11 protein-coding genes are annotated in these 13,523 nt (G+C 42.6%); 6 read left to right on the top strand and 5 right to left on the bottom strand.

Going from position 1 to position 13,523, the window contains the following annotated elements:
* Nucleotides 1-77 precede the first annotated feature (77 nt).
* The 3 genes from DFP80_RS08885 (at nucleotide 78) to DFP80_RS08875 (ending at nucleotide 3,115) form a co-directional block, all read left to right on the top strand.
* Nucleotides 78-611, top strand: coding sequence for a TRAP transporter small permease (locus tag DFP80_RS08885; RefSeq protein WP_113916458.1), 534 nt, complete (start codon nucleotides 78-80; stop codon nucleotides 609-611).
* Between the two features lies 1 nt (nucleotide 612).
* On the top strand, nucleotides 613-1,944 hold the full coding sequence (locus DFP80_RS08880) for a TRAP transporter large permease (RefSeq protein ID WP_113916457.1): 1,332 nt from the start codon (nucleotides 613-615) through the stop codon (nucleotides 1,942-1,944).
* Between the two features lie 142 nt (nucleotides 1,945-2,086).
* Complete coding sequence (locus tag DFP80_RS08875) at nucleotides 2,087-3,115, top strand: TRAP transporter substrate-binding protein (protein ID WP_113916456.1); 1,029 nt, start codon at nucleotides 2,087-2,089, stop codon at nucleotides 3,113-3,115.
* Between the two features lie 87 nt (nucleotides 3,116-3,202).
* On the opposite strand, the gene DFP80_RS08870 is transcribed toward DFP80_RS08875, so the two are convergent.
* Both DFP80_RS08870 and DFP80_RS08865 read right to left on the bottom strand, forming a co-directional pair.
* Nucleotides 3,203-4,126 carry a LysR family transcriptional regulator gene (locus DFP80_RS08870; RefSeq protein WP_113916455.1) on the bottom strand — a complete coding sequence of 308 codons (924 nt, stop codon included), beginning with the start codon at nucleotides 4,124-4,126 and terminating at the stop codon, nucleotides 3,203-3,205.
* A 1-nt stretch (nucleotide 4,127) separates the two neighbouring features.
* On the bottom strand, nucleotides 4,128-5,906 hold the full coding sequence (locus tag DFP80_RS08865; protein WP_113916454.1) for a SulP family inorganic anion transporter: 1,779 nt from the start codon (nucleotides 5,904-5,906) through the stop codon (nucleotides 4,128-4,130).
* 363 nt (nucleotides 5,907-6,269) lie between these two features.
* Here DFP80_RS08865 and DFP80_RS08860 point away from each other — a divergent pair, with 363 nt between their 5' ends.
* The 3 genes from DFP80_RS08860 (at nucleotide 6,270) to DFP80_RS08850 (ending at nucleotide 10,600) form a co-directional block, all read left to right on the top strand.
* Nucleotides 6,270-7,271, top strand: a complete 1,002-nt coding sequence (locus DFP80_RS08860; protein WP_113916453.1) for a TAXI family TRAP transporter solute-binding subunit — start codon at nucleotides 6,270-6,272, stop codon at nucleotides 7,269-7,271.
* Nucleotides 7,272-7,343: 72 nt separating this feature from the next.
* On the top strand, nucleotides 7,344-9,284 hold the full coding sequence (locus DFP80_RS08855) for a TRAP transporter permease (protein ID WP_113916452.1): 1,941 nt from the start codon (nucleotides 7,344-7,346) through the stop codon (nucleotides 9,282-9,284).
* 2 nt (nucleotides 9,285-9,286) lie between these two features.
* The gene (locus tag DFP80_RS08850; protein ID WP_175020602.1) at nucleotides 9,287-10,600 is read left to right on the top strand and encodes a sulfatase family protein; all 1,314 of its coding nucleotides are present in this window, start codon (nucleotides 9,287-9,289) and stop codon (nucleotides 10,598-10,600) included.
* A 132-nt stretch (nucleotides 10,601-10,732) separates the two neighbouring features.
* Here the strand turns inward: DFP80_RS08850 and DFP80_RS08845 are convergent, their stop codons facing one another.
* From DFP80_RS08845 to DFP80_RS08835, 3 genes are all read right to left on the bottom strand, one after another.
* Complete coding sequence (locus tag DFP80_RS08845; protein ID WP_113916450.1) at nucleotides 10,733-11,155, bottom strand: VF530 family protein; 423 nt, start codon at nucleotides 11,153-11,155, stop codon at nucleotides 10,733-10,735.
* A 179-nt stretch (nucleotides 11,156-11,334) separates the two neighbouring features.
* Nucleotides 11,335-12,198 carry a GNAT family N-acetyltransferase gene (locus DFP80_RS08840; RefSeq protein ID WP_113916449.1) on the bottom strand — a complete coding sequence of 288 codons (864 nt, stop codon included), beginning with the start codon at nucleotides 12,196-12,198 and terminating at the stop codon, nucleotides 11,335-11,337.
* 290 nt (nucleotides 12,199-12,488) lie between these two features.
* Nucleotides 12,489-13,373: a GNAT family N-acetyltransferase gene (locus tag DFP80_RS08835; protein ID WP_113916448.1), complete on the bottom strand. Its 885-nt coding sequence runs from the start codon at nucleotides 13,371-13,373 to the stop codon at nucleotides 12,489-12,491.
* Nucleotides 13,374-13,523: the final 150 nt, after the last annotated feature.

Genomic DNA, 13,523 nt, shown 5'->3' with positions numbered 1-13,523 from the left:
GGGGCGGTTTATCCGCCCCTGATTTTGGGTTTCATATGTATTTGACTCAATAAAATAATAAAAATTTAGGAGTTGTCATGTCGATAAAGGGCTGGATTGAGAAGCATTACCCAGAGCCAAATATCTATCGTTGGATTGGGGTTGTGCTAGAAGTCGTATCTGCAACTGTGTTGTTCTCGTTGATGGCGTTGACTTGTGTAGATGTAGTGGGTCGCTACCTTTTTAATAATTCTATTAATGGTGCTTTTGAGCTGACTCAAATGGGTTTAGCTATCATGGTATTTGCTCAAATGCCTTTGATTACGTGGCGTGGAAGCCATGTGGTCGTGGATTTATTGGATCATGTTTTAGGTAACCGTATTGTTAAAGTGCTCGGCATATTCTCGGTATTTATAGTCTCTTCTTCGTTTTATTTTCTGGCCATTCGTATTTATGAGCTGGCTGAACGGTCTCTGCGTCGTGGTGAGGTTAGTGAATATTTAAAAATTCCAACCGGATATTTAACCGAATATATCGCCATTATGAGCTGGGTAACCGCGGCTTGTATGCTGACTTATGGTGCGTATCGCGTACTGAAAGGCAATAACGAATCGCAGCAATTTGGAGAGTAGCATGTCAGTTGTGTTAATCGGCTTTGCCGTTCTTTTATTTTTAATTTTGGTTATTCGTATGCCGATCGCTTTCGCGATGGGAGTGGTTGGTTTTTTAGGTTTTGCTATTTTGCAGGGGCTAAGCTTTGACAATGTATTGTCCTTTCGCTGGACGGCTGCTCTTACGCTGGCATCGAATCGAGTGATAGGTACTGTTCAAGATTACAACCTATCCGTAATTCCCTTGTTCATTTTGATGGGGAATCTAGTAACCCGTTCTGGTTTATCGCAGGAATTATATAACGCCTCTTATGCTTTTTTAGGGCATCGAAAAGGCGGTCTGGCGATGTCGACTGTATTAGCTTGCGGCGGTTTTTCGGCTATTTGCGGGTCCAGTTTGGCTACTTCGGCAACCATGGCAAAAGTGTCCATGCCGCCAATGCGTAAATTTGGTTATGCGGATAGCTTGGCAACAGCCTCTATTGCAGCGGGTGGAACATTGGGTATTTTGATTCCTCCTAGCGTTATTTTGGTGATATATGGATTGCTGACGCAGACCAGTATTCGTGAGTTATTTGCGGCTGGTTTTATTCCCGGCATGTTGGGTATTTTTCTCTATATGTGTGCCGTTCGCTTTGTAGTTTGGCGAAATCCTGCAGCGGGTCCTGCTGGGGAGAGAATGGGATTTAAAGAGCGAATGGCGGCTTTAAAGAGTATTTGGGGTGTTTTATTGCTGTTCACGATTGTGATGGGCGGTATTTATTTAGGTGTATTTACACCAACGGAAGCGGCTGGCATTGGTGCTGGTGGAGCACTAATTATTGGTTTGAGTCGTCGCAGTCTGAGCTTTGGTGGAATTTTAGAAACATTAGTAGACACCGCTAGAACCTCTGGAATGTTGTTTTGTGTTGTGATTGGCGCGTTTATTTTTTCGGATTTCATCACCCGAGCTGGTCTGCCTGATACTTTGTTGAACCTTGTTACGGCATTGGAGTTAAGTCCTATGCTGGTGATCATGGTTATCCTCGTGATTTATGTCCTTCTTGGAATGGTGTTTGAAAGTCTTTCTATGCTGCTTCTGACTGTGCCGGTTTTTTATCCTCTTGTGTCTAGTTTAGGCTTCGACCTTGTCTGGTTTGGCATTGTGGTGGTGGTTGTCACCGAAATTAGTTTGATAACTCCACCGGTGGGAATGAATGTCTTTGTATTAAGTGCAGTATTAAAAGATGTAAAAGCAGGCACGATTTTTAAAGGTGTTACGCCATTCTGGTGTGCCGATATTGTTCGACTTTTTATTATCGTTTTCATCGTTCCTGTATCGATGTTTTTGCCTCAATTTTTATACGATCAATGAGCTTTAAAATAGGTCGTTATGAAAGGCTAGGGTGTTTTATGACTTTTGATAGCCATAAAAGTTTGATTGGTTTTAGAGAAAGTCATTGTTCTGAGAGAGCAGTTTTTATCAATGTAAATCATAAACTATAGGAATAATAAATATGATGAATGTTAAAAAAAATCTACTGTGGGCGCTATGCGGTACGTCTATTTTAGCGTCTGGAATGGTTTCAGCAGCAGAAACGACATTGCATGTGGCTACTTGGCTGCCGCCAACGAGCTCGCAAAACTCAATTGTTTGGCCAACTTGGAAACAGTGGGTTGAAAAGGCGACTGAAGGTCGTGTTGAAGTGGTTATTGAAAATTATACTGGTGATCCTAAAACGATTTTTGATGCTGTAGAAGACGGTGTTTATGATGTAGGTTTTAGTGTTAACGCTTATTTGCCAGGTCGATTCAAGCTAGCCAGTGTGGCTGAAATTCCAGGTGAAATAACCGATGCAGAAGTTGGCTCTGTGGCGTTGTGGCATACTTATGAAAAATTCTTTAAAGCCGATCAAGAGTTCAGAGGTCTTGAATTACTTGCTTTGTTTGTACACGGTCCTGGTCAGTTGAATACTAACTTTCCAGTCAAATCGTTAGACGATTTGAAAGGTAAAAAAATGCGTATTGGTGGTGGTCTGGTAAATACTCTGGCCGAACGTTTGGAAGTGACGCCTGTTTCTGCTCCGGCACCTAAGTCTTATGAAATGATGCAACAAGGTGTGGTAGATGGCACCTTTTTACCGACTTCACAGCAAAAAACTTTGCGCTTAAGTGAAGTGACGACGGACCTTACTCTGTTTCCTAAAGGGCTTTATACCACTGCATTTAGTATTGTGATGAATCCAGATACGCTAGAGAGTCTTAGCAAAAAAGATCGCGACGCCATTATGAGTGTATCAGGTGAGAAACTTTCAAGACTTGCTGGAGCGGCTTGGGGGAAAGAAGACCAAGATGGCATTCTGGAAGCAAAAGCGAACGGCGTGAAGGTAATCTATTTATCTGAAGATGATGCGATCGTGAAAGCTATGGAGAAGCTGGAAGAAGGCATAGATAAGGCATGGATTGACTCAGTATCAGATCGCAAAGTAGATGCAAAGGCGGCACTTGCTTACTTTCGAAAAAATGTCAGTGAACTCAGCCAATAATTTTTCATATATTTATATGGGAAAATGTAAAACCACGGCCTTTAAAAGGGCGTGGTTTTTACCTGTGTGAGGCTCGTTTCTGACTAACTATTGCTCTAGGTCTTTTTTTAATTCCGCAAAGACTTCGTGGGTGATTTTTGTGAAAGATTGGAAGGCTCCTTGTTCTTTTAAGAATTCTGAACACATTACGTAGATATCTCGTTCAATGGGAATAGTATTATCGAGGCGTATTTCCCTAATGGAGTAGGTGTCTTTGATAACGGAAACTGGAAAGCAAGGAAGAGCAGCGAGGTAGCGTCCAGAGGACAGCATTCTTATCAGCATTATCGCGTCATTACGAAAGACTATTTTCGTTCTCCCGCTGTGAATTTTATAGGAGGCGAGCATTTCAGTAGTTTGTTTTTCAAAGTAGGAAGCAATGCCAAGGCTGAGCCAATCTAATTCTTCGAAGTCTTCAATTTGAATATGTGGCTTGTTCGCCAGTGGATGATTTTCACTACAAAATATTCCAATCCTGTCTTTAATAATAAGCTCTTTGTGAATGTTCATCGCGCTTTTGTCTGATGGTTGTGGTGCAATGATTATGTCAAATTGATCATCCATTAGTCCTTCAAGAGCAATAGAAGGATTAAGGCAAGTGACGGTTAGGGCGATTTCTGGGTGTTGCTCCAACATTCTCTCAATGATGATAGGTAGGATTTCCATCGCAAGTAATGAGCCTGAAGCAATGCGTAAATTTTGTTTAATACCTAACTTATAGCGAGAAACTTGTTCTTTTGCCGCGCTTAACCTGCGTGTGATCGCTCGTCCTTCCCTGGCTAATGACTCTCCAACTTGCGTGCTCGAAACACCAAATCGACTGCGGGTGAAAAGCTGAGTGCCGGCTTGCATTTCAAGCGTTGCCATTGCTCTAGTTAGTGTAGGCTGAGCAATATTCAAATGTTCTGCAGCGGCGGTGATAGAACCTTTTTCTAAAATGATAGACAGATAAACAAGGTGTTTAGATTCCATTTTATGACCCTACCGAGATGTGTTGATTTACTATATTAGCAGATGGAAAGTTTTTGCATTCATTAAAAATACGCGCATTACACTGATGACATTTTTGCGTATCTATAAATGCTAGTAGGCTTGAGATGGCTTCTTTCGAGTTGTCTGTCAGGTAGTGTTTCAAAAAAGAACTAAAAATTGGCATAGAACGGATTTCATCCAATACCGTGCCTTTAAGAGAGCAAATTCTGACACTGCCGCCACGCTTTTCAATTCGAGATATCTCAGACTCAAGTAAATGAATACCTGATACATCCATAAAGTTAATCCCTTTTGCGACTATGATTAGATACTTTGTCTCATCTTGAGTTAGCTTAGCTATGGTTTTTTGTACATAGTCTACGGAACCAAAATACAGTGAGCCGTCAATTCGGATCATTTTGATTTGGGGACAAGTCTCTAAGGAATATCGCTGAATATTACGAATGATTCGATTGTCAGTGCTTTGTATGGGGGCAACTTCAATGATTCTTGGCCTTGAGGTACGGCGCAAATAAAAGCCAATGGATAAAATGATGCCGACATAAATGGCAAATTCTAATTGAATGAATAAGGTTGATAAAAAAGTGCCCAGTAAAATGATAGCTTCTGCATGACTGAGTTTAAGGGTTTCCATGATGTGCTTTCGGTCGACCAGATTCCAAGCGATTAGCAGCACACTTCCAGCCATTGCCGGTAAAGGTAAATATGAGGTGGCAGAAGGAACAAACGCAATGACTAAAGCAACAATTATCGCTGCGTATACTGCAGACATTGGGCTAACAGCCCCTGCATCATAATTGGCTCCTGAGCGGGTGAATGAGCCAGAGCTTGGGTAACATGAGAAAAATCCACCCACTATATTGGACATCCCTTGGCCAATAAACTCTTGATTGCCGTCGATAATTTGTTTGGATCGCATCGAAATAGCACGAGCAATAGACGCCGCTTCAATCAACCCAAGAAGCGCGACTGCGAAGGCGCCAGAAAATAATGCCTGTAAATTCGAGGGTGACATATTGGGGAGCGAAATAGGTGGTAATGTCCCCGGCATGCTTTCTACCATGATTACGCCATGATTCTGAGCCCCCAAAAGCAGGCTCAATAGGCTGCCAACAACCATACCGATTAACAGGTTAGGAAGTTTTTTATTAATGCTTTTTACTATGAGAGATGCAGCAAGAGTGCTTGCTCCGATTGCGAGTGCATATGGATTGAGCTGAGTAATCTGTTGTGCAATCGCACTAATTTCCTCAAGAAAAGATAGGCGGGACGTTAACTCAATCCCAAACAGATGCTTTATTTGGCTGGTTGCTATTAACAAGGCGGCACCTGTGGTGAAGCCGATAATGACGGTATGTGAAATAAAATTAACTAAGGCACCAAGTCGCAATGCACCAAATGAGAATTGAATGAACCCAACTAAAAACGATAGGGTCACCACAATTGACATTTGCTCGGTAACAGATGTGTAACTAATTTGATGGATAACAGAAGCTACGACAATCGATAGCGCGGCGGTTGGCCCTGAGATCATGTGAAAAGAGCTGCCAAATAATGCCGCGATAGAAGCAGAAACAATTGCGGTATAAAGGCCGATCTCTGGGGGAAGTCCCGCAATGTAAGCGTAGGCAACACCTTGAGGTAAGACTAACACCGCACCTGTAATCCCTGCGATGATGTCATTTCTGACGATAGTCGGATTCTGCTTCTTTAGCCAAATTAAAAAGGGAAATAAAGTCGACATAATAGTCTGAAACATAGGGTGTCCGTCATAGCAAAGTGGATTAACAAATGTCTATTGATTGTATTTAAAAGCGCCAGCTATTCCATTTATGCTGTTTAACAGACAAGCATCAGGCTGTTTTAACTCATCCTATTTTTAAATAGCGGTTGATGATATTAGAGATTTTTCTATTCGTAAAATAACAAATAGGAAGTCCTAACGATCGATAACGCATACTTAATAGGTCTGATAATATAGGAATGATGTACAAAAGACGTCTTTTTTTATATTTACTTTTGATTGATTGAGCTTTCAAATTGCTATTTTACGGATATCAGTGAAAAGGTTAGATTGATTAGAGCTAAACAAACAAAAAAAATAATATCAGCGGAGAGTTCAATGTATAACCCTAAAAAATTATTACGCAGCGGCTTGTGTGCAGTCAGCATGGTATGTGCTAGCAGCTTTATTGCATCGGCCAGTTATGCTGAGCAGATTGGCATGGAATCAGCGTCACCAAATAGCCTTTTAGGAATGGTTCCTCAAGCTATGGCGCCTTATTGGTCTAAAAGTGGTGTCGATGTTCAATTATCATTGAATCAAACCTTGACGAAATCATTGCTTAAAATTGCTAAGGGCAGCTTGGATTCTGCCATGGTGCCTCCGCCAGCTTTTTCAGCATTGCAAAAAGGTGTGGGGCCTTATGCAAAAATGTCAGATAAAGCCAAAGAGCTGTCTCATAATGTACGAGGCTTATTCACAATCCCTGGTAGTTACTATCATGCTATTACACGTGCCGATTCAGGTATTACGTCTTGGCCAGAAGCCAAAGGTCAGCGTGTCTTTATTGGACCTCCAGCAGGTGCCGCCAATCAACAAATCATAGCATTGGCGAATGCAGGGGGATTATCTGAAGGCGAATATGATCCTATAAAAGCCCCATGGGGTGCTGCGACACAGAGTTATCAAGATGGACAATTTGATGTTTATGTTGGTGCCTTTGGTTTAGGATCTCAATCGGTCGCTGAATTAAGTTTGACTAATGATATTCGTATACTGGGAATACCTGGTGAAAAAATGGTGCCGCCTAAAGGGCTAGGGATGCAAACAGCCGTTATTCCACCTAATACCTATCCAGGTCAAGTGAATGAAAATCCGGCTATTACATGGCAAACCGTTATGATGATGGCGGTAAAAAAAGATATGTCCGATGACATTGCTTACACCTTGACGAAAAATTATGTCGAGAATCGCCTCGCTCTCGCGGAGTCAAATTCAAACTTTAGAGACCTTCCTGTCACTGACTATTTTGTTGGTGTTAATGCTCCCCTACATCCAGGTGCTGTGCGTTATTATCAAGAAATTGGTGTCGATATTCCTGCTGAATTAATGCCTAAGTAATATTTAAACTTTCCTATTTATTTGTATTTCTAATTAAACGGAGGCGTTGGCCTCCGTTTAAGGGAGTTTTTTATGCATTCCTCCTCTGGCCTTTTGCTAAGGTTTGTCTCGTTGGCTATAGCCATCTTGAGCTTTGTTATCTGTATGTATGGTCTTGCTAATGTGATGCCTGCAATCGGTGACTTTCGAATAGGGCCATTGCCTCTAGTGTCTTTTCGAGCTTCTTTTTTTGCCTTGTGTGTTGTTGCTGTAGCGCTTGCCATGTATGAAAGTTATTTGAATGGTAAGTCTAATGTTTTCGTTGCTCTCATTAGTACTGTTTTGATGTTTGGCATGCTGTGGTGTTGTTGGTCCTTCTATCAAATCAGCAGTGAGTTGGACGATGGCATGTTCTTGTTCGGCTCAAATGAAATGTGGATAGCGGTTCTGGCATCAGTAGGCGCTTTATTCTTTTGTTGGCGTATTTGGGGGGTTCCAGTTGCTCTGTTGGGAGTTGTAGGGATTTTGTACATGGCCACTGGTCAATATTGGCCAGGACCACTGCAGACGGTAAGTCATGATGTGAATGAAACCTTGGCCCAGAACCTTTTATACAGCTTAGATACGGGGATTTTAGGTAGCACCTTTGGGATTGTTATTACCACTGTGTTTCCTTTTATCATCCTAGGTGCTTTGCTGGAAGGTGTCGGCGCTGGTGATTCTATGATTCGAATCGCCTTTCATTGGATGCGTAAAACAGCAGGCGGGCCAGCTCATGCGGCGGTATTGTCCTCTGCTTTGTTCGGGACGGTTTCTGGTAGTGCAGTAGGCAACGTGGTGGGAACGGGCGTTATTACTATCCCTATGATTAAACGCCGTGGTTTTTCAGCTAATTTTGCCGGTGCTGTTGAGGCATCAGCGTCAACGGGTGGACAGATTATGCCACCTATTATGGGAGCGGCGGCATTGGTGATGGCCGATTTCGTAGGTGTGAACTACATGACGGTGATTATTGCCGTATTAGTACCTTCGATCGCTTACTATGCTAGCTTATTTGCCATGATAGTGTTTGAGTCACGCCGCTTAGATATTAAAGCGGATGATGAATTTGTTGGGGTTGATAAGCCAGTCAAACAAGATTATCTCAACTTACTGCTGATTTTTATTCCTCTTGCGATTATTGTCGCATTGTTGCTGTACGGGCTATCTCCGTCTGGCGCTTCTATTACCGCACTTGTTTGCTTGTTTCCATTGAGTTTAATTAATCCGGATATTAGAGAAAAGCCAGTTAAGCTGATTAAAAGCCTATGTGTTGGTGGTAGAACGTTTGCTGGTTTATTGATGGCGATTGCAGCAGTAAGTATTGTTATTTCGGCACTATCGGCCACGGGCGTTCCAGTAAAATTCAGTGTTTTACTGTCTAGCATCGTGTCCAGTTCATTACTGTTTTCATTATTGATCGCAGCATTTTGCTGCATCGTTTTGGGCATGGGTATGCCAACGTTGCCTGCTTATGTGACAGTAGCGACGATTGCGATTCCAGCGATGGAACAGCTTGGTTTGGCACCATTGACGGCTCATATGTTTGTGTTCTTTATTGCCGTTGGGTCTGCCATAACACCACCTGTCGCCATTGCCGCGTTTGCCGCCGCCAGTATCTCCAAAGGCGGTCCGATTGGTACTTCTGTGCAAGCGTCGAAAGTCGGCATCATGATTTTTATTATTCCATTCACCTTTGCCTTTAACCCAATGCTATTAACGGTTGGGGACTCTGGTGTTCCTTTTGATTTCGTTTCCTGGAGCTGGCTACTGATCAAACTGGCTATTGGTATTTTATTACTGGCGACAGCCTTGACTGGTTTTCATATGCGTAAATTGCATTTTTATGAAATCGTCGCTCGTTTGGTGGCGGCTGTCATGTTGTTCGCCCCAGGTATTTTATGGGATCAAATAGGTATTTCATTGGCCATCTTCTCGTGGGCTTGGCATTTACGTCACGATTTAAAAATATTACAAAAATTTAAGGGAGCATAACAATGACGAATATAATATACATAGTCGCAGATGATCTTGGTTACGCCGATTTGGGTTGTTACGGTGGTCGTGAGGCTCAGTTCGGACAGGTGTCACCCAACATTGATAAATTAGCAGAAGAGGGCATGATTTTTTTAGAGGGTTATGCAAATTCCCCAGTCTGTTCGCCCACCCGTTTTGCTTTAATGACCATGGCGTATCAGTATCGCCTTCGTGGAGCATTAGAAGAGCCGATTAATAGTAAGAGTAAAGGCAGTGATACATTAGGCTTGCCGACGCATATTCCCACACTGCCGTCGCAATTAAAAAAAGCTGGATATTATACTGGCCTAATGGGTAAGTGGCATTTGGGTTACCCACCGACGTTTGGCCCAAGAGCTTCGGGCTATGACGAATTTTTTGGCATCATGGCAGGTGGTGTCGATTACTTCTCTCATAAAAGTGGGCAAGGTGATCACGATTTATGGATAAACGAAGAAGAGCACAAAGAAATAGGGTATCTGACGGATCTTATTTCAGAGCGTTCGCTTGATTTCATCAATCGTAGAGCCGAAGAAAAGTCAGAACAGCCTTTCTTTTTGAGTATTCACTACACCGCGCCTCATTGGCCTTGGGAAACTCGAGATGATGAGCATTTGTCTGAAAAAATGACGACCTTATTCCATCTAGAAGGTGGCAACATTCATACCTACAGAAAAATGATTCATCACATGGATGAAGGCATTGGCCGTATCATGGAAACTTTGGAAAAGCATGGTATGGCAGATGACACCCTCATTGTGTTTACCAGTGACAATGGTGGCGAACGCTTCTCTGATAATTGGCCCTTAGTCGGCGGCAAAATGGACTTAACCGAAGGCGGAATTCGAGTGCCTTGGGTCGTTCGTTGGCCTGGGGTTGTCAAAAAAGGCAGTGTCAGTATGCAGCACTGTATGACGATGGATTGGTCTAGAACGCTCCTTGAAGCGGGTAATGGTGAGTTTGATCCCAATTATCCAGTAGATGGGGTATCGCTAATGCCGGTACTGAAAGGGGAAACCGAACGTTTTGAACGTCCCTTGTATTGGCGTATGAAACATCGGGCCCAAAGAGCATTGCGGTTAGAGGAGTGGAAATATCTCAAAGTGGATGAACACGAGTATTTGTTTAACGTTAAAAATGATGCTCGTGAGCGCGCTAATCTTGCGAAGCGTTATCCGGATAAACTCGCAGACATGAGACAGCAATGGCTGGATTGGAATGAGACCATGCCACAAATACCGGAAGATGCAACCGTTAGTTTAGGCTATAGCGTAGCGGATATGCCACAACGATAAGTTTTACCGTTTTATGGTTCTAACTTAAACCAGCACTCTGTTATAGCGTGCTGGTTTTTTTATTCCTATGAAGTATGCGGAAATTGTTTCTAAGAGCTATATGTTTTTCAGGAAAGTGGCCTTATCTTTTGCCTATCTTCCCCATTGACCAGACTTGCCGTTACCATACCTTTTCGTTTTACCATGCTCTGCTGCTTTTAATGCTTGCTTCTCGCGTACGCGTTCCGCATCTTCTAGACTCAATTCTACCGGCTCACGGGGCGTCTGGCCTTCAGGAATAATGCGTTTTCTTGGTGGCAATGCAAATTGTTCCGATGACACTCGTGGTAAGTTTTTGTATTTATACAGATAGAATATTTCTACTTTTTCCCGTGCCCATTCGGTTTTTTTAAGAAACTTCACACTGGATTCAATACTTGGGTTAGTTTTGAAACAGTTGATGTTCAGGTAAGCGTATAGAATCTCAAAACCGTAGTGATCAACTATTTGGGTTAGCAGTTCTTGTAATCCTAAGCCGTGTAGAGGATTGTTTGTGTAGTTGATCTCGTCGTTCATAAAAGTGTCCGGTAATAAGTCGAAATATTGAAAAGCGCTCTGAATGGGCCATCATACCTGTGATAGCTTAGACAATATAGTAAAGGCTGGACAACATAAGGTTAAGAAGGGACAACATGTTTTATTCGCAAAAAAGCGACTTGCTAATGTAGTAGTCGCTTTTTATATTTTCTAAACATCTAACCTAGGGCTTGGCTAATCAGTGCAAATTGACGCATTTGAGTGTCTCTAACTGGAATGTTACCTCGAACCATTTCGACAACAGTATCGACTTGGGGCAAGCCAATTTCTACAAGCCAAGTGCTTAACTCGCTGCTTTGGGGGATGTCAATACGCACAAAATCACCGACTCGATTATTGAGCAAAGATTGGATCATGACTTTGGCTTGCTGTTGTGATGAAGCGATAACCGGACCAATAGCATAACCACGACCAAATTCACGTATGAGCGCAAAGCCTGTAATCTCATTTTGTGTTTCTATAACAACGCCAGAAGCGGATTTTAGTATTTCATTTAGTGTTGTTGTTCGTGCTAGGCCACATGATGTTTCCGCTAATTTAGCGATGCTTGCATAGTCGTCTTGAGTGATTTTACGCAAACCTTCTTTCATGCTTGCTTCAATAGCCGTGGCGGTTTCAATGACAGCTTGGTGCTGATAAACATTACCTGACGCGCTGAAACCAAAGCTTTCATAAAGAGGTTGGCCAGATGGTGTTGCGAATAGGAGAACATTTTTCTGATCGCCGATCTCTTCCAATATTTGATTCATTAGTTTTCGGCCAATGCCATTACCTTGTTTGTCTGGAGAAACAATGACCATGCCAAGAGAAGAATACTCTTCGCCATGGTCCCAACATAGGACAGTGCCAATGGGCTGATTATTAAGCTCGGCAACAAATCCCGTGCCGAGATTGTGAACCATTTTCCAGTCGTCAATTCGATGTGGCCACTTCACGGCTTGAGAAAGATCATAGGCCGTATTGATGTCTGTTTCTGTCATTGCTCGGTAAGAAATGGAAAGGGTATCTTTAGTCGCTGTCATGCTTGTCTCCTTATAATATGCAAGATATTTTGGAGTTTGGTATGAGTAAATACTAGGATGTTCTTGCCGCAAAATAGAGCTGAAATGAAATACGGCAGTATGCACCGAGAAGGCGGTGTTGATGTTATAAATCTATCGAAAGGTGGTTTCATGACGGCACAATATTGTGATGTGACAAGATAGCTAAAAGCCAATTAGCTGTATTTGAAGATGTTAGTGGTTGGTAAATAGTGAGAGAGCAGGAAAAAACGGGCGGGCTTTATCGCCAATAGCACTCGCGAGTTACTGCGTTAGGCGAGTGCTTGACTGACTAAAGCAAAACTATGAAAGCTTGTATTTACTGGTGTAAGTGGTTTGCTTGTCATCGAAGTAACGGTATCAAATTCGTGCATACCAGATTCGTTTAGAAAGTCCAGAAATGCCTTATCTTGTATTGTTGTGTCGATACGCAAGAAATTCCCTGTATGTTGATTTACGTGAGGGGCAATCAAAGAGATGGCGTCAGCACTGTTTTGAGCAACAACCGGACCGATTACATGGCCGCGGCCAAATTTTCTGCATAACGCAAAACCAATAACTTTATTGTCACGGACTAATACTGAGCCTAGAGACTTTTCTAGTATGGTTTTGATAATGTTGCTTCTGTCTGTGCCGAAGGCACTTTCATCCAGCTGTAGTATGCTCTCTGTATCATTGGCTTCAAGTTGTCTAATGCCTTCGTTAACGCATAGGCGTGATTGATCTATCGACGTAGCAATGCCTTGATATTGAAAAACGGTCGCGACGGGTTGAAAAGAAAGTGACTGGTAGAGTCGGTATCCTGCTTTAGTGGAGCTCAATACAATGTCACGATTTTCACACTGAGCCATAACATGCCTCATTATCCAGCGTCCACCGCCTAAAGCTTGTAGGCGAGGTGAGGTGATGACCATGCCAATGGTTGCGAAATGATCACCTATTGGAAACCACATGCCAGAAGCAACGATTCGCCCAATGGGGTCGCAACCAACAAAGCCTTTCCCTACCTGCAATAGCATACGCCAATCTTCAGGACGATGCGGCCAGAGTACGGTGATCGAAAGCTCATGTAGCTTATCGATATCCTCAAGCGTCATTTCTCTGATTGTGAGTTCGTATGTTTCTAATCGCTTTGATGTCTCGGTCTCGCTTGGCACGTTTGCCACCTCTACTTTCTACAAATACTGCGAATTGTAAATACATATCTTAGTTTGTCATTGCGCGCTATCAAATACTAGGACGTTCTTGCCAATTAGTCTTGTGATATCAAGGTTATAGGTATTGTGTGCAGATTCAGCATCAATGGC

This window comes from Marinomonas rhizomae (genome assembly GCF_003315485.1).
Lineage (GTDB): Bacteria > Pseudomonadota > Gammaproteobacteria > Pseudomonadales > Marinomonadaceae > Marinomonas > Marinomonas rhizomae.
The sequence above is the reverse complement of the archived record's forward strand: the minus strand, read 5'-3'. Positions and strand labels throughout refer to the sequence as shown.